Below are 21,803 nucleotides of genomic sequence, written 5' to 3'. Positions count from 1 at the left end.
GCGCATTTCGGAGAAATTCACGGCGTTGGGCCAGATCTTGCAACTATAGTCTAACGTCGATCAACTGGCCTACGCGACACGCCGAAACTTGCCATGGAAATGCGCCTTCGGATCGCCTATTTTGCAGGCAGATAATTCGTTGCACCCGATGGGATCCGGACCAAATGCACCAGCCGCTCGTCGCCATATCGACCGACGTCCGCCAGTTCGACAATTACACCTGGCATGCCGCGCCGCAGCAATATCTTGAAGCGGCGCTTTCAGGGGCAGGCGTGTTCCCGCTGCTGGTACCGTCCTTCGGCGACCGGCTCGACTTCGATGAACTGCTTTCCGCCGTCGACGGCGTCATGGTCACCGGTTCGAAGTCCAACGTTCATCCCTCGCTCTACGGCGGTGACGCCAGTGAAGCCAATGGTCCCTACGACCCCGCCCGCGACGCCACCACGCTGCCGCTGATCCGCAGGGCGGTGGAGCGCGGAGTACCGCTGCTCGCGATCTGCCGCGGCATCCAGGAGATGAATGTGGCGCTGGGTGGCACGCTGGCCACTGAAATCCAGGAACGCGCCGGTTCGCTCGATCATCGTGCGCCTGCAAGCGACAATCAGGACGAACGCTTCGCCATCCGCCAGAGCGTGTCGATAAAACCCGGCAGCTGCCTGGCCGGGGTCTTCGGCGCCGGCGACATCATGGTCAATTCGGTGCATCGCCAGGCTGTCGACCGGCTTGGCCCAAAGCTGCAGGTCGAAGCGGTCGCCGCCGACGGCACTGTCGAGGCGGTCTCGGTGCGCGATGCACGCGCTTTCGCCGTCGGCGTCCAGTGGCATCCCGAATACTGGGTCAAATCGGACAGCATCTCGGTAAAGATATTTCGCGCTTTCGGTGACGCCGTGCGGCTGCATCAGGCGGCGAAATCGGGTGCGCGCGCTGCGGCGGAATAGGGCTCGTCAGTTGCCGGCCGACGCCAGGGTCAGCAGCGGCAGCACCGGCGCGTAGGATTCGTAACCGTCGCCATCGGCGACCGAGAACATGACGATCGGATCGTTGCCGTTGGCGCTGAATGTGACCGTGCCGTCATCCTGCTCTCGCCAGAACTTCGCCTGCTCGACACCGGGCAACACCCGGCGGCAATTCGCGGCGACCGTCAACAGCGACAGGCCTTGCGAAATCTCGGCGCCACGGGTGACCGCACAAGACGCCTCGTCACCATGGGCTACCAGCCTGTAGGTGCTGGACGAAGGTGCTGGCTCACTGGCTGCGCGGCTTTGACCGCTACCGGCGTAAAACAGCTGGACGCTGCCTAACAGCGCAGCAATCGCCATCAATGCGGGAAGCGTTTTCATCCTGTTTCTCCGCGCATTTCAAGCGCGCCGTGTTCGATGTCATCAGGAGGAGGCGCGCTTCATCTTGCTGCCATGTGCTGTCAAGGGGACATACACTAGCCAAGGAGGCAGAATGATTCCGAAGGGTTAAGCTGAAGTTAACAATAGGGCGGTCACGGCCTCGCCTTGACGTTTGCCGTCTCCGGCACCGGCGTCAGCGCCTTGCGCTGCGAAAACCACGAGACCAGATTGTCGACGCACAGGTCCGCCATGGCGCGGCGGGTGTGCTGCGAGGCCGAGCCGACATGCGGCAAAAGCGAGGTATTGGGCGCGGCAAGCAACGCCGCAGGCACGTTCGGCTCGTCGGCAAAAACGTCTAGCCCGGCAGCGGCGATGCTGCCGCCGGCAAGTGCGGCGGCAAGAGCTGGTTCGTCGACCGTGCTGCCCCGGCCGATATTGACGAAGACGCCGTTCGGCCCCAGAGCCGAGAGGATTTCGGCATTGACGGCCTTGTCCGTCGAGGCCCCGCCGGGTGCGACCGAGATCAGCGTGTCGACCGCCTCGGCGAGACCTTTCAGCGTCGGGTGATAGTCATAGGACAGGCCTTCGACGCGGCGCCGGTTGTGATAGGCGATGGGCAGTCCGAAAGCATCGAGCCGGCGGGCAATGGCGAGGCCGATGCGGCCCATGCCGAAGATGCCGACCTGGCGACCGCGCAAAGTCAGCCGGCTCAGCGGATAGTTGCCGTTGCGCAGCCAACTTCCGTCGCGCAGCCAGGCTTCGGCGCGCGGCAGTTCGCGGATGGTATTGATCAACAGGCCGAGCGCCGTGTCGGCGACCTCTTCGGTCAGCACATCCGGTGTGTTGGTGACCATGATGCCGCGCCGTGCGGCGTGGTGGACATCGACCGAATCATAGCCGACGCCGAAATTGGCGATAATCTCGAGCTTTGGCAGCGCGTCCATCAACGCGGCGCCTATGCCGCCAAAGGCGGCTATGCCGCGCACGGTAAGGCGCATCTCGTCGGTGACCAGCGACGGATCGGCGCGTTCGATCCGGACGCGGCTGAACGCCCCGTCGATGCGGCCGACCGCATGGTCGTTGAACTGGCCCGGCACCAGAATGGTAACAGCTTGCTGGTCGGTTTTTGTCATGCACGTTCCACCGGTTTGCCGGTCGACTGGCGCACATGCAGTTCCGGCTTGATCAGTTCCTGCGACGGCCGCACCGTCTGTCCGTTGAGTTTGTCGAGCAGCGCGCTGGCAGCGCGGCGGCCAACCTCACGCTGGCCGTTCCAGACCGTGGTTAGCGCCGGCGTCGCGATCGCCGCCTCCTCGAGGTCGTCATAGCCCGTGACCGAAATGTCGATGCCCGGCACCAGACCAGCGCGGGCAATGCCGTTCATCAGGCCGATGGCGACGAGGTCATTCCAGCAGCAGGCCGCGGTCGGCCTGTCCTTTAGCGCCAGGAACTGCCCGGCAGCCTCGAAGCCGGCCTGCTTGGTGCGCGGGCCGGCGATGCGCCAGGACGGCCTGACCTCAAGCCCCGCCGCCTCCATGGCGTTGACATATCCCTGATAGCGGTCGCGGCCGGTCGACGTCTGATCGGTACCGCCGATCATTGCGATGCGCTTGTGGCCAAGCGAGATCAGATGGTTGGTGGCAAGCCCGGTGCCATAGGCATCGTCGCCGCGAAACACCGGCACGTCGGCACCTTCGACGGTGCGTGCAATCAGCACTGCCGGGAGACCGTTCTCCTCGGCCATGATTATGTCTTCGGGCGGCGTGCCGATGGCCGGCGACATGATGACCCCGTCAGCGCCGAGCTGCAGAAGCGTGTCGATGAAAGTGCGTTGTTTCTCGAGCTGGTCGTAGTGGTTCGACAGGATGAAGGTTTGCCGGCTGCGGTCGAGCTCGCTCTCTATCGAACGCAATATCTCGGCAAAGAACGGGTTCATGATGTCGTGGACGACAACGCCGACTATGCCCGAGCGCGAGGTGCGCAGGCTGGCGGCGCGGCGGTTGTAGATATAGCCGATGGCGCGGGCATGTTCCTTGATGCGGTCGCGGGTGCCGCCGGCGACCAGCGGGCTGTCGCGCAAGGCCAGCGAGACCGTGGCCGTGGACACGCCGAGCGCATCCGCGATGGTCGAAAGCTTGATCTTCTGTGCCAGCGCCCTGCGCTCCCGAAGCAATTTAAACTGTTTAAAGGCCGGCTCTTATGCCATCGATTCCGAGCAAATCAAAGTTTTTTTGCCAGCGCTTCCGCCTCCGCGTCCAGCGTCGCGCGGTTACGCAAACGAAGCCGGTGCTCACGGTGAACGATGTAGAGGCCGCTGGCGACGATGACTGTGGCACCGACCAGCGTCCAGCCATCGGGAAACTGGTTGAAGACGATCAGGCCGGAGATGATCATCCAGATCATCTGCGAATAGGGATAGGGAGCCAGGGCCGTGGTGGTGGCAAGGCGATAGGCCTGCACAAGAAGCCAATGACCGATGGCGCCGAAGACGCCAAGCATCAGCAATATGAACCAGTGCCAGCCATCCTGCGGCAGCGAAGGCGAAAACGGCAGTGTCGGCAAAAGCAGCACGGCCGGCGCCAGCGCCGAAAACAGGATGAGGCTTTCGGAGGTTTCCGTAGCCGACATGCGGCGCGTCATGATGACGTAGAAACTGTTCGACAGCATCGAGCCGAGCGCAAAGAGATGGCCGACGCCAAAAAGGCCGACGCCCGGCCGGGTGATGACGAGGACGCCGATAAAGCCGCTCATGATCGCCAGCCAGCGCCGCCAGCCGGCCCATTCGCCGAGCAACGGACCGGCAAGCGCGGTGATCACCATCGGGCCGAAGAAGTAGATCGAGGTGGTTTCCGCCAGTTGCAGCGTCCGCAGCGCCAGAATGTTGAACATCGTCGATCCGAACAGGAGCAGACCGCGCGTGATGTGCGCCGGCAGGTTGGCGGGACGAAAGCGCAGCGGCTCACGCCATCCGCGCAGAAAAACGCCGACGATCAGCACATGGACCGCGAAGCGGGTCCACGCGACGATCAGCGCCGAGACGCCGGCCAGGACAAGGTACTTGCTGCTGGTGTCGAGGAAGGTGAAAAACACATAGACGGAAAGCATGCACAGGATCGCCGCCGGCGATGTCGCGCTTTCGTCATGTCTTGGGGAAGCATTCAATTTCAGGCCGGACGGGAAGCAAGGCAGTCCTTCACCCATGCGGGAATTGTCGCCTGCGGGCAAGCCAAAAGAGGCTGGCACAACGACAGGCTAAGGTTTTGTTGCTGGTGGCCGACGAGTCAAGCGTGCATGCGGGCACCCTTGGTGATCCTGTCGACGAGTTTCTTTTCGGCGCGAAGCGCGATGCCGACCACCTTGGCGTCCTCCGGCGCAAACTCGGCAAAGACGGCACGGTTGGCCAGATCATAACCAGTCGAAAACATTTCCTCGACATAGAGCGATACCGTCACACCACGCTCCAGCGCCCGCCGCTGGATCGCGCCGAGCGTCTGGCCGTCCGCCGAAAGCACGATGACCGGCTGGATCGACAGCGGGTTGTAGATGTTGCCGGCGCGATCACGGTAGGGGTCGCCGATAATGTCGGGAAATTGCGCGACGATGCCGCTGGTCAGAAAGGCGGTGACATTGAGCTTTTGCCAGACGGGAAGATCATCCTTGAGCACGATTGCAAATTTCGTATCGAACATGCGACAGTTTCCAATCCGAAAGGGGCCAATCCGAGGCTGCGAGAAAAGCGATGCCGCACGGTCTAGACGGGGAAGCCTTTCAGGGTCTTGGACGTTTGTGCGTGGATGCAGCCGAAAACTGCATCGTACCGGCACCCCGTGCTGCCGGCATGGAACGCATCGAGGCCCGGTTCCACGGCAACGCCTTCGATCTCCATCGCCACGACACCTATGCGATCGGGGTGACGCTTTATGGCGTGCAGCGCTTCCGCTATCGCGGCCAAATGCATCAGAGCTTGCCTGGCCAGATCATTATCCTTCATCCCGACGAACTGCACGATGGCGGTGCCGGTACCGAAGACGGCTTGCGATACAGAATGCTCTATTTGGAGCCGTCTCTGATGCTCGATTGTCTCGGCGGCGGATCACTGCCGTTCGTCAGGAATGCCGTTGTGACAGACCGCGATCTCCGCGCGACGCTGCTTTCGGCGCTCGGGCCGCTGGATCAGCAACTGGACGAGCTGTTTGTCGTCGATTTCATGACGCAGCTTATGCAAAGCCTGGCCCGGCACGCCGGTCAGCCGGCGAAACCGGTAGCGAAAACGGCGTGGCGCGCCGCCAGCCTGGCGCGCGACTATCTGGAGGAAAATCTCGCGCGGATTGTACGTTCAGACGAATTGGAGGCGATAACCGGATTGGATCGTTATGCCCTGTCGCGGCATTTTCGCGCGACCTTCTCGACCAGCCCGCACCGGTTCCTGTTGATGCGCCGGCTTCAGCGAGCCCGTCGGATGATCGAAGCCGACGAGCCGCTGGCGCAAATCGCCATCGCAGCCGGCTTCAGTGATCAAAGCCATTTCAATCGCCATTTCAAGAAGGCGTTCGGCGTCACACCGGGACGTTGGTCGGCACTGACGCGGCGGCCGTCAGCGGCGAACGCGTGAGCTATTCAAGCATCTTGTCTTCGATATCCAGTTCGTCGTCCGGGAGCACCATTTCGCCGTTCGACAGGTTCGCCTCGACGCGGGCAAGCAGCTTGAACAGCGCTTTCTGATCCTTCTTGTCGAGACCCTTCAATGCCTGCTTTTCGGTCTTCTTCACCGACTTCTCGATGGCGTGGATGATTTCGCGGCCGGTGTCGGTGAGGAAAATATGCGCCTGGCGGGCATCGGCGGAGGAGGCGCGCTTCTCCAGAAAACCCTGCGCCTGCAGCCGGTTGATGGTCTTGGTGATGGTCGGCGGACGCACGCCGAGGCGGCCGGCAAGGTTGCCGGGCGTCTGCCCATCCTCGCGGTCGAGCGCCAGCATGATCTGGTCCTGGCCGGCATAGAAACCATGCGCCAGAAGCCGGGCGGCGAGCGCCGTGCGCGCCAGCCGCGCCGCCGAATGCAGCCGGCTCATTGTTGCAGTCTTGTCCGCCTTGGCCATGCTCATCCCTCCTCGGCCGAACCGGAGCGGACAGCATAGAAGCAGGCCGCCGGTTGGCAATGACCATCGAAAACATTCCGGCTCGGAAAATAGCTTTGCCGGCAAGCATCGCGGTGTTCGCCGTGGCTAATGCCAGATGTTTATTTCAGTTAGATGACAAACGACTTTCTGGAAGGGCTGGATGGGACATGACGAGGCGTTCTCAACCGGCCTTCTCCGCGACCGCCATCAAGGCCTGAAAGGCGTCCGCCATTTCCCGCAGCGCTGCCTGCGACAGCAGCCCGGCCTGCCGCGCAATGCCGTCCCGCGCGTTCGATGTATCGCGTTTGCCCGGGCGATCTTTATAGGGCGCGACGGTGGCGAATATCTGCTCGCTGAGGCTGTCGGGGAAGAACATCTGGCCGGTCATTACGGAGCGGTCGTCAGGGAAAATCTTGAAATGGATGTGGGTGGTGCGGCCGCGATACCAGCCGGGATAGATGGTGGCGAAAGAAGCGATGCCGCTTTCATCGGTTCTCTGCCAGCCCCGCAGAAAACTCTGGCCGGACGTGTCGATATCCTGCCCGTCGCCCTGTCCGGGATAGCCGGAATAGGCGCCCTGGGCGTCGCAATGCCAGATGTCGACGCGTGCGCCGGGAAGCGGCCGGCAGGCGGCGTCGACGATTTGCAGCCGCACATTGAGGGCGATGCCCTTCTTGCCCTCGGTGATATCGGCGCGTTCGAGCTTCGGGTCGAAATAGAACGGCCCTTCGGTGACCTCGGGCGTGATGGCGCAGACGCCGGCACCGGCTTCGAACAAGGCAAGCCCGGTATAGGGCGAGACCTTCCCGGCCCTTGCACCGGCGGGCAGGAATATGCCGCCAGCGGTAACCGCAACGAGACGGAGCGCCTGCCGGCGGCTTAGTGGCAAGGACTTGTCGGACATCTGGCGTCTCTTCAATGCGAACAGCCCTCGTGAATGACCTTTGCCTGTCTAAGCCCACCGCCAACCCGCGCCAATGAAAGTTCGGCAATGTGAGGAAAGTTCGGCAATACCAGCCTCTCTTTGGTCCACCGGTTTGGCTCGTGCAAAAGCCGAGCACACATCCTATATGGAGCCGACAATCCCTATTCGAGGCACAATATGAGCGACGCACAGACGCAGATCCCCGTAACCGTCCTCACCGGCTATCTTGGCGCCGGCAAGACGACACTGCTGAACCGCATCCTTTCGGAAAACCATGGCAAGCGCTACGCGGTCATCGTCAATGAATTCGGCGAGATCGGCATCGACAACGAGCTGATCGTGGAATCCGACGAGGAAATCTACGAGATGAACAATGGCTGCGTCTGCTGCACCGTGCGCGGCGACCTGATCCGCGTCGTCGAAGGCCTGATGCGCCGGCCCGGCCGCTTCGACGCTATCGTCGTCGAGACGACCGGCCTCGCCGATCCCGTGCCGGTAGCGCAAACCTTCTTCATGGACGACGACGTGCGTTCCAAGACCAGGCTCGATGCGGTGGTGGCGCTGGTCGACGCCAAGCACTTGCCGCTGCGCCTCAAGGATTCCCGCGAGGCCGAGGACCAGATCGCCTTTGCCGATGTCGTCGTGCTCAACAAGACCGATCTCGTCACCCCCGAAGAGCTGAGCAAGGTGGAGGCAACGATCCGCGCCATCAACCCGGCGGCACGCATCCATCGCACCACGCGCGCCAGCGTGGCGCTGTCCGAGGTGCTGGATCGCGGTGCCTTCGACCTGTCCCGGGCGCTGGAGAACGATCCGCACTTCCTCGAGGCGCATGACGATCACGACCATCATGATCATGATCATGACCACCCCCATGATCACGACGGCCATGATCACCACGATCATGACGGCCATCATCATGCGCACCCTTCCGACATCCATGACGTGACCGTGCAGTCGGTGTCGCTGCGCGGTGGCGAGATGGACCCGAAAAAGTTCTTCCCGTGGATCGAGAAGGTCACCCAGATGGAAGGCCCGAACATCCTGCGGCTGAAAGGGATCATCGCGCTGAAAGGCGATGACGAGCGCTATGTCATCCAGGGCGTGCACATGATCATCGAGGGCGACCACCAGCGCGCCTGGAAGGACGGCGAGAAACACGAGAGCCGGCTGGTGTTCATCGGACGCGAACTCGATGCCGAGCGGCTGAAGACAAGCTTCGAGGCCTGCCAGGCCGCTTGATTTAGCTACCTTCTTCCTTTTCCCCCTTGTGGGAGGAGGGGCAGCCGCAACGCTGGCGCTCTCTACTCACGACGATCCGAAGCACGGGTTGAGACGCGCAGCTCAACCCCTTAAGGGTGAGGCAGCAAAAATCTCGAACGGAATTGTCTCTCATGCCCACAGTCGCCCCGCTCGATCTCGAAGGCCACTGCCTCGCCGCCGTGTTCCTCGGCGACGTGCCACACTTTGCGCTGGCTGACGGCACAATCCATCGGCTCGACCACGGCCACAAGACAGCGCAGGCCAATGACGGAATGCTCGCCGCCTTCCATGATGCGGCGAACGACCGGCTGATCACCGGTGGTGAGGACGGCAGGATCTTTGGCGTGACCGCTGGCGGCAATACCGCGGAATTGGCGACCGCAGGCAAAAAATGGATCACCAGCGTCGCCGCCGGGCCGCAAGGCGCTGTTGCCTATGCTTCGGGCAAGATTGCCTTTGTGCGCTTTGCCGACGGCAAAACCAGGGAATTCTCGCATCCGCGCTCGGTCGAGGGGCTGGCCTTCTCGCCCAAGGGCATGCGCTTCGGCGTTGCCCGCTACAATGGCGCGACGCTGCATTTCCCGGCCGCCGACGGCAAGCCGGTCGAACTTGAATGGGCCGGCGCCCACACCGGCATCACCTTCTCTCCGGACGGCGGCTTCGTCGTCACCACCATGCAGGAAAACGCGCTGCATGGCTGGAAGCTCGCCGACGGCAAGCACATGCGGATGTCCGGCTACCCCGGCAAGGTCAAAAGCCTGTCGTGGAGCGCCAAGGGCAAATGGCTGGCGAGTTCCGGCGCGCCGGCGGCGATCGTCTGGCCGTTTTCGGGCAAGGACGGGCCAATGGGCAAGGCGCCGCTGGAACTCGGCACGCGCGGCAATGCGATGGTCACCTCCGTCGCCTGTCACCCGAGCCAGGACGTCGTTGCTATCGGTTATGATGACGGCATGGTGATGGCGGTGCGTTTCGCCGACGCCAGGGAAGTGCTGTTGCGCCGGCCGGGCAAGGGCGCCGTCACCTCGATGATGTGGGACAGGCAAGAGCGCCGCGTCGCCTTTGGCAGCGCCGCGGGTGACTGCGGCGTCATCGATATTTCGGCGTAGCCTGTTACTTACTCGGCTCCGCAAGATACTTTGCCGGTCAATTCATCCGGTTTGCCGTCCTTTTCGGCATCAGCCGTAACATCATAGATTGAGAGCAAATAGCGGCCGTCATAGACGCCTTCGTCGCTGGCCTTGGTCAGGATCGCCAGTTCGACATAGCCGTAGGCGTTCTCGACCTGCCGTTCGTGGTAGACGAGCAGCCGCAGTTCCTTGTTGTCGAGCCAATATTGCGTGAGGTTCTGATCCCCGAACACCGTCTTGCGCAGACTGTCGGCAGCCGGCCTGCCCAGAATTTCGAGCTCGCCGCTAAAATTGAAGGTCGGCCCGCCCATGCCTCTGGTGACCCCGGCACCGACCTGAAATTTGACGGCTGCATCCTCGGCGGAACACCAGATGCCGCCCGACCCCAGAGCCGCACCAACCGACGACAGCAGCGTTGCTGCGCAGACGATCGCCCGCACCATCTTGTCCCCTCCGGCCGAAGTACCATTGGCGCCCGAAGGCGGCTCGCGGTCAAGCGCCTGTTTCCATTTAAATGACCGCTGACCCAATACAGGGCAGCCGCCCGGCCAATTGCGGTGGCGGATGCCGATTGTCTAAACTGCGACTGAGAGGGGCCGCCATGAACGTCATCGACCATGCAAAGACTTCCATCGGCGGCATCGGCCCGGCCCGGATCGCCGAGTTGTACGAGACCGAGGCAGAAGTCTTCCGCCAGGCGCGGCCGAAATCGATGGCCATAATCGGCAATGGCTTGCCCGGCTTCTTCGGCGGCGTGCCGATGCACTGGATGAACGACTGGCCGACGCCTTTCCCGATTCTGGTCGACAGCGCCAGGGGCGCCACGATCACCGACATCGACGGCAACCGACTGGACGATTTCTGTCTTGGCGACACCGGCTCGATGTTCGGCCATTCGCCGCCGCCGGTCGCCCGCGCCATCCGCCGGCAGGCCGGACGCGGCCTGACCTATATGCTGCCCAGCGAAGACGCACTGGCCATCGGACCGCTGCTGCAACAGCGCTTCGGCCTGCCTTTCTGGCAGATCGCAACGACGGCGACCGACGCCAACCGCTTTGCGCTGCGGATTGCCCGCGCCGTCACCGGCCGCGAGAAGATCCTGGTCTTCAACGGCTGCTATCACGGCTCGGTCGACGAGACGATGGTGCGGCTGATCGACGGCAGACCGGTCAACCGGCCGGGATTGGCCGGCGAGTTCCGCGACCTGACGCGGGCAACTGATGTCGTCGAGTTCAACGATCTGCCGGCGCTCGACGCGGCTCTCCGGGGCAACGATGTCGCCTGCGTCATCACCGAGCCGGTGCTGACCAACTCCTGCATGGTGCTGCCCGAAGCCGGCTTTCATGATGGGTTGCGGCGTCTTACTCGTGCGACCGGCACGCTGCTGCTAATCGACGAGACGCATACCATCTCGACCGGACCCGGCGGCTATACGAGGAAATTCGGGCTGGAGCCTGATCTGTTCGTGCTCGGCAAGCCGATCGCCGGCGGTGTGCCGGCCAGTGTGTGGGGGATGAGCGAGGACGTCGCGACCCGCTATGCCGCCTATAACAGGGTGAAGGAGCCGGGCTATTCAGGCATGGGGACGACACTGTCGGGCAATCCGCTGCAATTCGCGGCGATGCGCGCCACATTGGAAGAGGTGATGACCGACGAGGCCTACGGCCATATGGATCGTCTGGCGCGGCGGCTCGACGCCGGACTGACCGCCGTCATCGACCGCTACCGGCTGCCCTGGCATGTCTCACGTGCCGGCGCCCGCGTCGAGTTCATCTGCGCGCCCGGCCCGCTGATGAATGGCGGCCAAGCGGAAGCAGCCCATGCGCCCGAACTCGAAGCGGCAATCCATGTCGCGCTGGTCAATCGCGGCGTGCTGATCGCACCCTTCCACAACATGATGCTGATCTCTCCTGCGACCAGCGCCGCCCAGGTGAACCGGCTGATCACTGCCTTCGCGGCGGTTGCGGCCAGGCTCACGGCGTGAGACAAGCTTGCGACATGAGAGAAGCACGCAAGCCAGATTTGAGTTCCATAGTGACGTCACCTTCGGGTTCCACGCCGGCAGAGGCGCGAGCCTTTCTCGAGGCCCATCCCGAGATCGAAGCCTTCGATATCGTGCTGACCGACGCCAACGGTGTCGGGCGCGGCAAGATCGTGCGCCGGCACGAACTGATGAGCATCTTCGAGAACGGCCGGCACATGCCGATCTCGATCCTCGGCCTCGATATCACCGGCGAGGACGTGCACGAGACCGGGCTGATCTGGACGACTGGCGACGGCGATCTCCGGGCATGGCCGATCCCTGGCACGCTGGTGCCGCTGTTCGGCACCCAGCCGCCGCGCGGCCAGGTGCTGATGGCGATGTACCATCTCGACGGTCAGCCGATGTCGTCCGACCCGCGGCTGGCGCTCGCCCGCCAGGTGGAGATCCTCGCGGCCAAGGGCCTGCATCCGGCCGGCGCCTTCGAACTCGAATTCTTCCTGCTCGCCAACGAGCGCGATGCCGAAGGCAAGGTGCAGCCGGCGCACGCGGTGCTCGACGGACGCCGCTCGGCCAAGACGGAGGTCTATTCCGTCGATCATCTGCACGGCATGGAGCCGCTGTTTTCCGACATCTATGCTGCAGCCAAGGTGCAAGGCATCCCGGCCGAGACGGTCATTTCCGAATATGCGCCGGGCCAGTACGAATTGACGCTCAACTACCGCAAGGATGTGATGCGGGCGGCTGACGATCTCGTCATGCTCAAGCGTCTGGTGCGGGCGCAGGCGCGCCGTCATGGTGTCACCGCTTGCTTCATGGCCAAGCCGATCGAGAAATATGCCGGCTCGGGCATGCATTTTCATGTCTCGCTGCTGGACGATGCCGGCAAGAATGTCTTTGCCGAAACCGGCGGTGAAAGCTGGTCGCTGCCGCTGCTGCGCGGCCTCGGCGGACTGATCCAGACGATGGCGGAATCGATGCTGGTCTTCGCGCCGCATGCCAACTCGTGGCGGCGCTTCGTCTCGCAATCCTATGCGCCGGTGGCGCCGACCTGGGGCGTCAACAACCGTTCGGTGGCACTGCGTGTGCCGGCCGGCGACGCAAAAAATCGGCGCATCGAGCACCGGCCGTCGGGCGTCGACGCGAATCCTTATCTGGTGGCAGCAACGGTGCTGGCAGGCATCGTCAAAGGCCTTGACGAAGGCCTCGACCCCGGTCCCGAAACCACGGGCAATGGCTACGAATCGGCCGTCACGCGCACGACGATGCCGGTCGACTGGCGTGCCGCGATCGAGGCCGCAAGGGCGTCGAGCTTCCTCAAGGGCGCATTGGGCGAAGACCTGCACCGGACGTTCGTGGCGATCAAGCAATCGGAATATCTGCGCGTGGCGCGCACGGTCAGCGAACTGGATTATCACCTCTATCTGCACGAGGTGTAGGGCATCACATCGTCGGCCATCCGCCGTCGAAGGCGCATGCTGAATAATTTCAGCGGAACCTTCGGCGGGCTTTTCTCATTGCGTATCTGATTGCAGGAGCGAACAAGGCCGCCTTAGTCATGATCGCCAGGATGCAGACAACCCCGACGCCGCACCATGCCAAGGTGCAGGCAAGAAGCTTGCCTGCAAGCAAGTCTCCGGAAACGACAGAAATCGACGCCAGAACGATTCCTGAACTGCGCGAAACGGCCAAAATCTGCCGCCGCTGTCCCCTATGGCACGACGCCACGCAGACCGTGTTCGGTGAAGGCCCTGATAAAGCCAAGGTGATCTTCGTCGGCGAACAGCCGGGCGACCAGGAGGATCTGGCGGGCAAGCCTTTCGTCGGTCCGGCCGGCAAGGTGTTCGACGCGATCCTGGACGATGCGGGCGTCGATCGGCTGAAAGTCTACGTCACCAACGCGGTCAAGCATTTCAAGTTCGAGCCGCGCGGCAAGCGGCGCATCCACTCGAAGCCCAACGCCGGCGAGGTGCAGGCTTGCCGCTGGTGGCTCGACAAGGAGATCGATCTGATCAAGCCCAATCTGGCGGTTGCGCTCGGCGCAACGGCGGCGCAGGCGCTGCTCGGCAAGGTGGTGCCGATCATGAAGATGCGCGGGGCGGTGGTGGAGCGCGACGATGGCTTGCGTGTCTTCGTCACCATCCACCCGTCCTTCATCCTGCGCATTCGCGAGCCGGCGGATAAGCAGGCAGAACGCGACCGGTTCCTGCAGGATATGAGAGCGGTGAAAAAGCTGATGGCCGCCTGAGCTATTTGATCAATATCGCCCGGAAATCGTTGACGTTTGTGCCGGTCGGACCGGATACGAAAAGGTCGTCTACGGCATTGAATGCCGTCCAGGCGTTGTTGCCGGCAAGCATGGCCTTGGCATCGACGCCCGCCTTACGCATCCGCGACACGGTCGAGCCGTCGGCGAAGGCGCCGGCATTGTCTTCCGAACCGTCTATGCCGTCAGTGTCGGCGGCCAGTGCGTGCACGCTGACCATGCCGCTGATGCCAATGGCGAAGGTGAGCAGGAATTCTGAGTTGCGGCCGCCTTTGCCTTTTGCGCGCAAGGTCACTGTCGTCTCGCCGCCGGAGAGGATCAGAACCGGTTTTGCAAACGGCCGGTTGCGCGTCGCCACTTCGCGCGCGATCGCGGCGTGGACGCCGCCGACCTCACGCGCCTCGCCCTCGATGGAATCGGAGAGAATGACCGCCTGAATGCCTTGGCGCTTCGCTTCGGCCGCTGCGGCTTCCAGCGAGACGCCGGCGGAAGCGATCAGATGCACCTCGTTGCGGATAAAACGCGGGTCGTCCGGTCGTGGCGCATCGGCCGCCGGCGAATTGATATGCGCCATGACCGAAGCCGGCAGGTTCATGCCATAGGCAGCGATCGACGCCAATGCGTCCTTACGACTGCCTATGTCCGGTACGGTCGGACCAGAAGCGACCAGAGCCGGATCGTCGCCCGGAATGTCAGAAACAACCAGCGAGACCACCTTGGCTGGATATGCGGCGGCCGCCAGCCTGCCGCCCTTGATCGTGGAAAGATGTTTGCGGATGGTGTTCATCGCGGCGATCGGCGCGCCGGAGGCGAGCAGCGCCTCGCTGACGGCGATCTCGTCGGCCAGCGTCAAGCCTTCGGCAGGTGACGGCAGCAGCGCCGAGCCGCCGCCCGAAATGAGCGCCACGACGAGGTCGTCCGCAGTCAGTCCCTGGACTTTTTCGAGCAGCCGCCGGGAAGCTTCGAGCCCTGCGGCATCCGGCACCGGATGCGCCGCCTCGATGATCTCGATGCGCCGGCAGGTCGCGCCATAGCCGTAGCGGGTGACGACCAGCCCTTCGATCGGCCCGTCCCACACTTTCTCGAAAGCCGCCGCCATCTGCGCCGAGCCTTTTCCTGCACCGATGACGACCGTGCGGCCCTTCGGCCTTGCCGGCAGATGATCCTTGATCGTCCTCTGGGGATCGGCGGCGGCAACGGCGGCGTTGAAGATCGAAATGAGAAAGGACTTGGGGTCTACCTCTGTCATTTTGCTTCCGCCGGCAATGCCAGCTCGCGCGCGTCGATGCGGAGATGCTCACACAGCGCATCGACGACCACGCCATGGTCCTCACGCTCCGGCAGGCCGGAGACGGCGATCACGCCGATGACGCCGGCGCCCTTGACAGAGATGGGAAAGCCGCCGCCGGCCAGCACGTAGTCGGCAATATCCAGTCCCTCGCCTGGCTTGAAGCTGCGGTCGGGGCGCTGCTGCTCCAGCACCATGCGGTAGGTGCTTTTCAGGAACCGCCGCACCACGTTGATCTTGCGCCGCGCCCAATCCGGATTGGAAGCGTTCGAGCCGGGCATCGCCGCATAGAACAGCGGCCGGTCGAAGGTTCTGATATCGACGATGATCGGCAGGTTTTCCTTGAGAGCCCGGTCGCGGATCGCCGAGCCGATCTCGAAAGCGACGGCTTCATCGAAGCCCGAAAAGACAAGCGTGGCTTCCTGTTTCTTGATCAGAGCGATGTCGTCCGCAACGGCCATGTCGTTCCCCTGTCAACTTCGCCGCACGCTTTGCCGGATGGCTGCCGCACGGTCAAGCCGGTCGCATGCGACAGCTAAACCGCCATGTCCGTCTTGGCCGCGCGGCCGGCGACATAGACCTCGCGCACGGCGCGGTCGTCGCCGAGCGTCTGCAGCAGAAACAATTCCTCGGCGAGCGTGTCCGCCGTCTCCACCCGCAGCCGCATCGCCGGCGTGGCGCGGGCGTCGAGCACGACGATATCTGCGTCGCTGCCTTCCTCGAGGGTGCCGATCTTTTCCGCAAGCGACAGCGCCTCGGCATTGCCGCGGGTCAATTGCCAGAACGACTGGAACGGATTGAGCTTCTCGCCGTTCAGCGCGATCACCTTGTAGCCCTCGTCCATGGTGCGCAGCATCGAATAGTTGGTGCCACCGCCGACATCGGTGGCGGCGGCGATGCGAAGCGGCTTCTCGCGGCGGCGATAGCGCTGATAATCGAAAAGGCCCGAGCCGAGAAACAGGTTGGAGGTCGGGCAGAACACCGCCACCGAGCCGCTATCGGAAAGTGCGTCCGCCTCGCGTTCCGAGAGATGGATGCAATGGCCGAACAGGCTTCTGCGGCGGAGCAGCCCGTAATGCTCATAGACATCGGTATAGTCGCGCGCCTGCGGATGAAGCTGCTGCGTGAAGGCGATCTCGGCATGGTTTTCCGACAAATGCGTCTGCATGTGCAGATCAGGATATTCGCGGCAGAGCGCGCCCGCCATCTCCAATTGCTCAGGCGACGAGGTGATGGCGAAGCGCGGGGTGATGGCATAGTGCTGGCGCCCCTTGCCGTGCCACTCCTCGATCAGCGCCTTGCTGTCGTCATAACCCGATTGCGGTGTGTCGAGCACGCCTTCCGGCGCGTTGCGGTCCATCATCACCTTGCCGGCGATGTTGAGCATGTTGCGGTCATGCGACTCGGCAAAGAACGCTTCGGCAGATTCCTTGTGCACCGAGCAATAGGCTGCGACAGTCGTCGTGCCGTGGCGCAACACTTCATCCAGGAACAGCCTGGCGATACGGCGGCCATGCTGGGCGTTCTGGAATTTGGTCTCTTCCGGAAAGGTGTAGGTGTTCAGCCAGTCGAGCAGCTCGGCGCCGAAGGAAGCGATGACCTGCATCTGCGGAAAATGCGCGTGCGCATCGATGAACCCGGGCAGCAGCAGATGTGGCCTATGGTCGATCCTTTTTGTTCCCTCGCCCGCCTTTCTCTCGACCTCGGTATAGGCGCCAGCGGCAACGATCCTTCCGTCGCGCATCAGTAGGCCGCCATCTTGCTCGTAGCGCCAGGCGGAATGGTCGTCGATAGTTTCTGGCCAGCGCAAAAACGACAGCGTGCGGCCGCGCAGGAGCGTGCTGGTCATGCTATTTCCCCGCGCCTTCGAACCAGGCTACCAGCAGTGCCCGTTCCTTGTCGGTGATCTGGGTGACGTTGGCGGGCGGCATGGCGTGGCTGCGTCCGGCCTGCAGGTAGATCTCGCCGGCGTGCTCGGCGATACCGGCATCGGTATCGAGCATCACGCCCTTGGGCGCGTGGTAAATGCCCTCGTAGGACGGCTCCGCCGCATGGCACATCGAACAGCGGCCAAGCACCGTATCACGCACGGCGGGAAAATGCGCCGAGGCGACGTAGACCTGTGCCGCCGAGGACGTTTTGACCTCGCCGGTCAGCAGCTTCGGCGCCGTCGACAGCCAGATGATGACGACGAACAGGACGGCGGCGGCCAGCCAGGTCCAGGTCGGATTGCCTTTGCGCGCATGCCTGGTGTTGAAATAGTGCCGGATCAGCACGCCTATGATGAACACCAGCGAGGCAATGACCCAGTTGAACTCTGTGCCGAACGCCAGCGGATAATGGTTCGACAGCATCAGGAACAAAACCGGCAGCGTCAGGTAGTTGTTGTGCAGCGAGCGCTGTTTGGCGATCTTGCCGTATTTCGGATCGGGCTTACGGCCGGCGATCAGGTCGGCGACGACGATCTTCTGGTTGGGGATGATGACCATGAAAACGTTGGCCGACATGATCGTCGCGGTGATTGCGCCGAGATGCAGGAAAGCGGCGCGGCCGGTGAACAGGTGGGTCAGCCCCCAGGCGATGAACACCAGCACCCCATACAGCACCACCATCAGTCCGGTGTCGCTGTTGCCGAGCGGCGAACGGCATAAGAGATCGTAGACCACCCAGCCGACGCCGATCGTCGCCAGCGACAGCAAGATGCCTGCAGGCACCGACATGGCGAGCACATTCGGATCGATCAGGAACAGGTCCGCCCCGGCATAGTAGACGACGCACAGCATGGCGAAGCCCGACAGCCAGGTGGCGTAGGATTCCCATTTGAACCAGGTCAGGTGCTCGGGCATTTCGGCCGGCGCCACCAGATATTTCTGCACGTGGTAGAAGCCGCCGCCATGCACCTGCCATTCCTCGCCGAAGGCTCCGGCAGGCATGCCCGGACGCTGGCGCAGCCCGAGGTCGAGCGCGACGAAATAAAAGGACGATCCAATCCAGGCGATGCCGGTGACGACGTGCAGCCAGCGCACGGCGAAACTCAGCCAATCCCAGAATATCGCGAAATCCATCATGAAAAATCGTCCCTGCCGATCGGCTGACTTTACGGGTTGGAGCGCAAACGGAAAGGCCCGAGACGCACGATGACTTTCAAAAAAAATTGGAAAATACTAGGCTGATCATACGCAGCCACATGAGAGCCACGAAAGCCGCATGGCCTATCTCGATAACATCGCCGTTTTCGTCCGTGTCGTCGAGCTCGGCAATTTGTCGGCGGCTGGGCGCGACATGCGCATTTCGCCGGCGGTCGCTTCCAACCGGATCAAGGAGCTCGAGAAGCATCTTGGCGTCAGGCTGTTCAACCGCACAACGCGGCAATTGATGCCGACCGAGCACGGCGCGGTGTTCTACTCCGGCGCCAAGCAGGTACTGGATGCGGTCACCGAGGCGGAAGCGGCAGTCAGCGCGTTATCCGGCCAGCCGCGCGGCACCATAAAGGTGACAGCGCCGCTCGGCCTCGGGCGGCGGCTGGTGGCATCGGGCATTCCGGATTTCCACGACAGGTACCCCGATATCGAGGTGCGGCTCCGGCTTTCCGACCACAATGTCGACATCATGAAAGAAGGCATCGACGTTGCGTTCCGGCTGGGCATCATCGAGGATTCCAGCCTGAGGATGCGCGGCATCATGGAATGCGAGCGCGTGCTGGTGGCGGCCCCACAATATCTGGAGGCGCGCGGCGAACCGAGAGAGCCGCAGGAACTGATCGGCAAGAAGCACGATTGCCTGATGCTGCGCTATTCCGGCGCGCGTGAATATGTCTGGACGCTGCAGACGCCGAACGGCCCGCAAAAGTTCGAGGTGCACGGCCCTTACGATACTGATGATGGCGACGTGCTGACCGGCTGGGCGCTGTCCGGCCGCGGCATCATCAACAAACCGCGCTTCGAGGTCGAGCCGTTTATCCGCGACCAGCGGCTGAAGGTGATCCTGAGCAACACGCCGCCGACGCCGGTGCAGTTTGCCGCCGTCTATCCACACAAAAAGCTGCAGGATCCGAAGGTGCGGCTGCTGCTCGATTTCATGGCCGAGCGCTGCCAGCGGCTGATCCGGGATATTCTGGCCGGCAAATGATCGCCGGCTGGCCGGTTGCTTTCCGTCCGGCCGACGAGATAATTCCCAAGGAATCTCGCTCAACAGGGAAAAGCGATGGCCGACGGCGCCACAATGTGTCTCGCCGTTTCACTGTCTCCGGAAGCCGCCCCTTCCCATCCGCCCGGCGCCGGCCCGGACTTCAGTCTGCTGGCGCGGTTCGTGCAACAAGCCGAAGCGGCCGGCCTGGACATGGTGTTGCTCAGCGATTCCGCGCCGGTTGCAAGTGGGCCGAACCGGCAAATGCGCTTCGAAGCGACGACCTTGCTGGCAGCGCTGGCTACGGTGACAAGCAGGATCGGCCTCGTCGCGGCAGCGTCGACGGTCGCCCACCAGCCCTACAATCTCGCGCGTCGTTTCGCCTCGCTCGATATTATCAGCCATGGTCGCGCCGGCTGGAACGCGAGCATGACGTCCGAACCGCGCGAGGCGGCCAATTTCAGCCGGCCGGAAGGGTTTTCCGGCGACGATTTCCGCCTGCGCGCAGAGGAATTCATCGGCATCGTGCGAGGCTTATGGAAAGGCTGGGACGCAGACGCGCTGCTGTTCGACAAAGTTGGCGGCCGCTTCTTCGATCCCGAGAAGATGCACCTTCTCGACCACAAGGGGGAATATTTTTCCGTGCGCGGGCCGCTCAACGTAGCGCGGTCGCCGCAGGACACGCCGGTGCTGGTCATGTCCGGCCTGTCCGAGCCCGCCATGGATATTGCCGCCCGCACCGCCGATGTCGTCCTGCTGGATGAGCCATCGATCGAGCCGGCCAAGTCGGGCGATCTGAAGCGCCGTGCGCTTACTTTCGGGCGCAGGCCGGAGGCGCTGAAAGTGCTGATGAACGTTACCGGCAGCGCCGAAACAACCGCCGCGCCGGACCTGTTTGCGGACAGGCTCGAAGAGCGCTTTCGCTCGAAAGCCTGCGACGGTTTCAACATCGCCATGCCGTTCACATCGGCGCTCGACGATTTCGTCGGTCTCGTGCTGCCGGAGCTTCGCCGCCGGGGCCTTGTCCGGTCCGGCTACAGCGCGGCGACTTTGCGCGCCCATCTCGGGCTTGCAGGGGAGAATCGGCAATGAGCGCCGGTCGGGGCCAGATGAAGCTCGGCGCCTTCCTGTGGGCGACAGGCCACCACATCGCCGCCTGGCGCCATCCGCAGGCGCATGTCACGGCCGGCATCGACATCGATCATTACATCCAGCTGGCGCGGACGGCGGAAGCAGCAAAGTTCGACATGATCTTCTGCGAGGACGCCGCCGGCGTGCGCGAGGCCAATGTCAACATCGCCAGCCAAACGTCGCGCTCGATCGGCTTCGAGCCGATCAGCCTGCTTGCGGCGCTCGCGGTGCAGACGGAGCGCATCGGCCTCGTCTCAACGGCGTCGACGAGCTATAACGAGCCTTACGGGCTGGCGCGAACCTTCCTGTCGCTCGACCATCTGAGCGGCGGCCGAGCCGGCTGGAACCTTGTCACTTCGGCCAGCCAGATCGAGGCCGCCAATTTCGGCTCGACCGGACTGCGCCCACATGCGGACCGCTACGAACGCGCGCGCGAATTCGCTGCCGTGGTTGCTGGCCTTTGGCAAGGCCAGGGTGGACACGAAGGCAGAAGTTTTTCGGCGCGTGACCCGCTCGATCTGCCGCGCTCGCCACAAGGTGCACCGGTTATGGTCCAGGCGGGAGCGTCGGATGAGGGCCGCGATCTCGCCGCCCGGACCGCCGATGTGGTGTTCACTGCGGCGCAAACATTCGAGGAGGCAAAGGCCTTCTACGACGACCTCAAGGGACGGCTGGCGGCTCATGGGCGCGAGCCGGAGGACGTCAAGATCATGCCCGGCATCGCGCCGGTCGTCGCGGCAAGCGAAGCGGAAGCCCGGGCGAAACATGATGAACTGCAGGAGCTGATACCGGACGATGTCGGTGTCGCGCTGCTTTCCAGCTATCTCAGCATATCCGATCTCGCGCGCTATCCCATCGACGGACCGCTGCCCGAGCTGCCGGCCAGCGAAGGCATGCAGAGCCGGCAGGCGCTCGTCATCGAGCAATCACGCCGCGACAAGCTGTCCATTCGCCAGCTTGCCCGTCATTTCGCCGGCGCGCGCGGCCATTGGCGCGTCGTCGGAGCGCCCGCCCAGATCGCCGACGAGCTCGAGGCACGCTTCGAGGGCGGCGCGGCAGACGGTTTCAACGTCATGCCATCCTATTTTCCCGGCCAACTCGATGCCTTCGCCACACTAGTCGTGCCGGAGCTGCAGCGGCGCGGGCTGTTCCGTACGGATTATGAAGGCAGCACGCTGCGCGACCATCTGGGCTTGAAAAGGCCGGCGTAAACGACGAGCGGAACGAAAGTCGGAGATCG

22 protein-coding genes are annotated in these 21,803 nt (G+C 63.2%); 10 read left to right on the top strand and 12 right to left on the bottom strand.

Annotation, left to right across the window (positions count from 1 at the left end):
* The first annotated feature begins 164 nt into the window (after positions 1–164).
* Positions 165–938, top strand: coding sequence for a gamma-glutamyl-gamma-aminobutyrate hydrolase family protein (locus NKH50_RS27440; protein WP_352480083.1), 774 nt, complete (start codon positions 165–167; stop codon positions 936–938).
* A gap of 6 nt (positions 939–944) precedes the next feature.
* On the opposite strand, the gene NKH50_RS27435 is transcribed toward NKH50_RS27440, so the two are convergent.
* The 5 genes from NKH50_RS27435 to NKH50_RS27415 form a co-directional block, all read right to left on the bottom strand.
* On the bottom strand, positions 945–1,340 hold the full coding sequence (locus tag NKH50_RS27435) for a hypothetical protein (RefSeq protein WP_352480082.1): 396 nt from the start codon (positions 1,338–1,340) through the stop codon (positions 945–947).
* 152 nt (positions 1,341–1,492) lie between these two features.
* Positions 1,493–2,473, bottom strand: coding sequence for a 2-hydroxyacid dehydrogenase (locus tag NKH50_RS27430; RefSeq protein ID WP_352882260.1), 981 nt, complete (start codon positions 2,471–2,473; stop codon positions 1,493–1,495).
* The gene (locus NKH50_RS27425; protein ID WP_023676245.1) at positions 2,470–3,492 is read right to left on the bottom strand and encodes a LacI family DNA-binding transcriptional regulator; all 1,023 of its coding nucleotides are present in this window, start codon (positions 3,490–3,492) and stop codon (positions 2,470–2,472) included. Before NKH50_RS27425 ends, NKH50_RS27430 begins: the two co-directional genes overlap by 4 nt.
* Before the next feature lie 68 nt (positions 3,493–3,560).
* Positions 3,561–4,445: a DMT family transporter gene (locus NKH50_RS27420; RefSeq protein ID WP_352505889.1), complete on the bottom strand. Its 885-nt coding sequence runs from the start codon at positions 4,443–4,445 to the stop codon at positions 3,561–3,563.
* Positions 4,446–4,621: 176 nt separating this feature from the next.
* The gene (locus NKH50_RS27415; RefSeq protein WP_352505890.1) at positions 4,622–5,029 is read right to left on the bottom strand and encodes a DUF2000 family protein; all 408 of its coding nucleotides are present in this window, start codon (positions 5,027–5,029) and stop codon (positions 4,622–4,624) included.
* A gap of 50 nt (positions 5,030–5,079) precedes the next feature.
* Between NKH50_RS27415 and NKH50_RS27410 the strand changes: the two genes are divergently transcribed.
* Positions 5,080–5,952, top strand: a complete 873-nt coding sequence (locus NKH50_RS27410) for an AraC family transcriptional regulator (protein WP_352686621.1) — start codon at positions 5,080–5,082, stop codon at positions 5,950–5,952.
* 1 nt (position 5,953) lies between these two features.
* Here NKH50_RS27410 and NKH50_RS27405 read toward each other — a convergent pair whose 3' ends face one another.
* Together NKH50_RS27405 and NKH50_RS27400 are read right to left on the bottom strand one after the other, a co-directional pair.
* Complete coding sequence (locus tag NKH50_RS27405) at positions 5,954–6,436, bottom strand: MarR family winged helix-turn-helix transcriptional regulator (protein WP_254816029.1); 483 nt, start codon at positions 6,434–6,436, stop codon at positions 5,954–5,956.
* Positions 6,437–6,638: 202 nt separating this feature from the next.
* Positions 6,639–7,361: an intradiol ring-cleavage dioxygenase gene (locus tag NKH50_RS27400; RefSeq protein WP_352882257.1), complete on the bottom strand. Its 723-nt coding sequence runs from the start codon at positions 7,359–7,361 to the stop codon at positions 6,639–6,641.
* Between the two features lie 198 nt (positions 7,362–7,559).
* Here NKH50_RS27400 and NKH50_RS27395 point away from each other — a divergent pair, with 198 nt between their 5' ends.
* Complete coding sequence (locus NKH50_RS27395; RefSeq protein WP_352882255.1) at positions 7,560–8,624, top strand: CobW family GTP-binding protein; 1,065 nt, start codon at positions 7,560–7,562, stop codon at positions 8,622–8,624.
* Between the two features lie 152 nt (positions 8,625–8,776).
* Positions 8,777–9,751, top strand: a complete 975-nt coding sequence (locus tag NKH50_RS27390) for a WD40 repeat domain-containing protein (protein ID WP_352882252.1) — start codon at positions 8,777–8,779, stop codon at positions 9,749–9,751.
* An 8-nt stretch (positions 9,752–9,759) separates the two neighbouring features.
* Here the strand turns inward: NKH50_RS27390 and NKH50_RS27385 are convergent, their stop codons facing one another.
* Positions 9,760–10,215 (bottom strand): hypothetical protein, encoded by a 456-nt coding sequence (locus NKH50_RS27385; protein ID WP_352505894.1) that lies wholly within the window; start codon positions 10,213–10,215, stop codon positions 9,760–9,762.
* Between the two features lie 158 nt (positions 10,216–10,373).
* Here NKH50_RS27385 and NKH50_RS27380 point away from each other — a divergent pair, with 158 nt between their 5' ends.
* The 3 genes from NKH50_RS27380 (at position 10,374) to NKH50_RS27370 (ending at position 14,001) form a co-directional block, all read left to right on the top strand.
* Positions 10,374–11,756 (top strand): aspartate aminotransferase family protein, encoded by a 1,383-nt coding sequence (locus NKH50_RS27380; RefSeq protein ID WP_352882250.1) that lies wholly within the window; start codon positions 10,374–10,376, stop codon positions 11,754–11,756.
* 14 nt (positions 11,757–11,770) lie between these two features.
* On the top strand, positions 11,771–13,192 hold the full coding sequence (locus NKH50_RS27375) for a glutamine synthetase family protein (RefSeq protein ID WP_352882248.1): 1,422 nt from the start codon (positions 11,771–11,773) through the stop codon (positions 13,190–13,192).
* 86 nt (positions 13,193–13,278) lie between these two features.
* The gene (locus NKH50_RS27370; RefSeq protein ID WP_352736933.1) at positions 13,279–14,001 is read left to right on the top strand and encodes a UdgX family uracil-DNA binding protein; all 723 of its coding nucleotides are present in this window, start codon (positions 13,279–13,281) and stop codon (positions 13,999–14,001) included.
* Between the two features lies 1 nt (position 14,002).
* On the opposite strand, the gene NKH50_RS27365 is transcribed toward NKH50_RS27370, so the two are convergent.
* The 4 genes from NKH50_RS27365 to NKH50_RS27350 all read right to left on the bottom strand — a co-directional run bounded on the left by NKH50_RS27365 (position 14,003) and on the right by NKH50_RS27350 (position 18,375).
* Positions 14,003–15,268, bottom strand: coding sequence for a glycerate kinase type-2 family protein (locus NKH50_RS27365; RefSeq protein ID WP_352882246.1), 1,266 nt, complete (start codon positions 15,266–15,268; stop codon positions 14,003–14,005).
* Positions 15,265–15,768, bottom strand: a complete 504-nt coding sequence (locus NKH50_RS27360; protein WP_352800659.1) for a heme-degrading domain-containing protein — start codon at positions 15,766–15,768, stop codon at positions 15,265–15,267. The genes NKH50_RS27365 and NKH50_RS27360 overlap by 4 nt, the downstream gene beginning before the upstream one ends.
* Before the next feature lie 74 nt (positions 15,769–15,842).
* Positions 15,843–17,156 (bottom strand): guanine deaminase, encoded by a 1,314-nt coding sequence (gene guaD / locus NKH50_RS27355; RefSeq protein WP_352882243.1) that lies wholly within the window; start codon positions 17,154–17,156, stop codon positions 15,843–15,845.
* Between the two features lies 1 nt (position 17,157).
* On the bottom strand, positions 17,158–18,375 hold the full coding sequence (locus NKH50_RS27350; protein ID WP_352882241.1) for a urate hydroxylase PuuD: 1,218 nt from the start codon (positions 18,373–18,375) through the stop codon (positions 17,158–17,160).
* Positions 18,376–18,514: 139 nt separating this feature from the next.
* Between NKH50_RS27350 and NKH50_RS27345 the strand changes: the two genes are divergently transcribed.
* The 3 genes from NKH50_RS27345 (at position 18,515) to NKH50_RS27335 (ending at position 21,774) form a co-directional block, all read left to right on the top strand.
* Complete coding sequence (locus tag NKH50_RS27345; RefSeq protein WP_352882238.1) at positions 18,515–19,435, top strand: LysR family transcriptional regulator; 921 nt, start codon at positions 18,515–18,517, stop codon at positions 19,433–19,435.
* 75 nt (positions 19,436–19,510) lie between these two features.
* Positions 19,511–20,524, top strand: coding sequence for an LLM class flavin-dependent oxidoreductase (locus NKH50_RS27340; RefSeq protein WP_352882236.1), 1,014 nt, complete (start codon positions 19,511–19,513; stop codon positions 20,522–20,524).
* Positions 20,521–21,774 (top strand): LLM class flavin-dependent oxidoreductase, encoded by a 1,254-nt coding sequence (locus tag NKH50_RS27335; protein ID WP_352882233.1) that lies wholly within the window; start codon positions 20,521–20,523, stop codon positions 21,772–21,774. The genes NKH50_RS27340 and NKH50_RS27335 overlap by 4 nt, the downstream gene beginning before the upstream one ends.
* Positions 21,775–21,803: the final 29 nt, after the last annotated feature.

Origin of the sequence: Mesorhizobium sp. M1027 (assembly GCF_040318745.1) — a bacterium.
Classification (GTDB): Bacteria; Pseudomonadota; Alphaproteobacteria; order Rhizobiales; family Rhizobiaceae; genus Mesorhizobium.
The sequence above is the reverse complement of the archived record's forward strand: the minus strand, read 5'-3'. Positions and strand labels throughout refer to the sequence as shown.

Bases quoted from the DNA above. Each gene is read 5' to 3' on its own strand.
- NKH50_RS27440 (WP_352480083.1), top strand. From the start codon at position 165: ATGCACCAGCCGCTCGTCGCCATATCGACCGACGTCCGCCAGTTCGAC.
- NKH50_RS27435 (WP_352480082.1), bottom strand. From the start codon at position 1,340: ATGAAAACGCTTCCCGCATTGATGGCGATTGCTGCGCTGTTAGGCAGC.
- NKH50_RS27430 (WP_352882260.1), bottom strand. From the start codon at position 2,473: ATGACAAAAACCGACCAGCAAGCTGTTACCATTCTGGTGCCGGGCCAG.
- NKH50_RS27420 (WP_352505889.1), bottom strand. From the start codon at position 4,445: ATGCTTTCCGTCTATGTGTTTTTCACCTTCCTCGACACCAGCAGCAAG.
- NKH50_RS27415 (WP_352505890.1), bottom strand. From the start codon at position 5,029: ATGTTCGATACGAAATTTGCAATCGTGCTCAAGGATGATCTTCCCGTC.
- NKH50_RS27410 (WP_352686621.1), top strand. From the start codon at position 5,080: ATGCCGCACGGTCTAGACGGGGAAGCCTTTCAGGGTCTTGGACGTTTG.
- NKH50_RS27405 (WP_254816029.1), bottom strand. From the start codon at position 6,436: ATGGCCAAGGCGGACAAGACTGCAACAATGAGCCGGCTGCATTCGGCG.
- NKH50_RS27400 (WP_352882257.1), bottom strand. From the start codon at position 7,361: ATGTCCGACAAGTCCTTGCCACTAAGCCGCCGGCAGGCGCTCCGTCTC.
- NKH50_RS27395 (WP_352882255.1), top strand. From the start codon at position 7,560: ATGAGCGACGCACAGACGCAGATCCCCGTAACCGTCCTCACCGGCTAT.
- NKH50_RS27390 (WP_352882252.1), top strand. From the start codon at position 8,777: ATGCCCACAGTCGCCCCGCTCGATCTCGAAGGCCACTGCCTCGCCGCC.
- NKH50_RS27385 (WP_352505894.1), bottom strand. From the start codon at position 10,215: ATGGTGCGGGCGATCGTCTGCGCAGCAACGCTGCTGTCGTCGGTTGGT.
- NKH50_RS27380 (WP_352882250.1), top strand. From the start codon at position 10,374: ATGAACGTCATCGACCATGCAAAGACTTCCATCGGCGGCATCGGCCCG.
- NKH50_RS27375 (WP_352882248.1), top strand. From the start codon at position 11,771: ATGAGAGAAGCACGCAAGCCAGATTTGAGTTCCATAGTGACGTCACCT.
- NKH50_RS27365 (WP_352882246.1), bottom strand. From the start codon at position 15,268: ATGACAGAGGTAGACCCCAAGTCCTTTCTCATTTCGATCTTCAACGCC.
- NKH50_RS27360 (WP_352800659.1), bottom strand. From the start codon at position 15,768: ATGGCCGTTGCGGACGACATCGCTCTGATCAAGAAACAGGAAGCCACG.
- guaD (WP_352882243.1), bottom strand. From the start codon at position 17,156: ATGACCAGCACGCTCCTGCGCGGCCGCACGCTGTCGTTTTTGCGCTGG.
- NKH50_RS27350 (WP_352882241.1), bottom strand. From the start codon at position 18,375: ATGATGGATTTCGCGATATTCTGGGATTGGCTGAGTTTCGCCGTGCGC.
- NKH50_RS27345 (WP_352882238.1), top strand. From the start codon at position 18,515: ATGGCCTATCTCGATAACATCGCCGTTTTCGTCCGTGTCGTCGAGCTC.
- NKH50_RS27340 (WP_352882236.1), top strand. From the start codon at position 19,511: ATGGCCGACGGCGCCACAATGTGTCTCGCCGTTTCACTGTCTCCGGAA.
- NKH50_RS27335 (WP_352882233.1), top strand. From the start codon at position 20,521: ATGAGCGCCGGTCGGGGCCAGATGAAGCTCGGCGCCTTCCTGTGGGCG.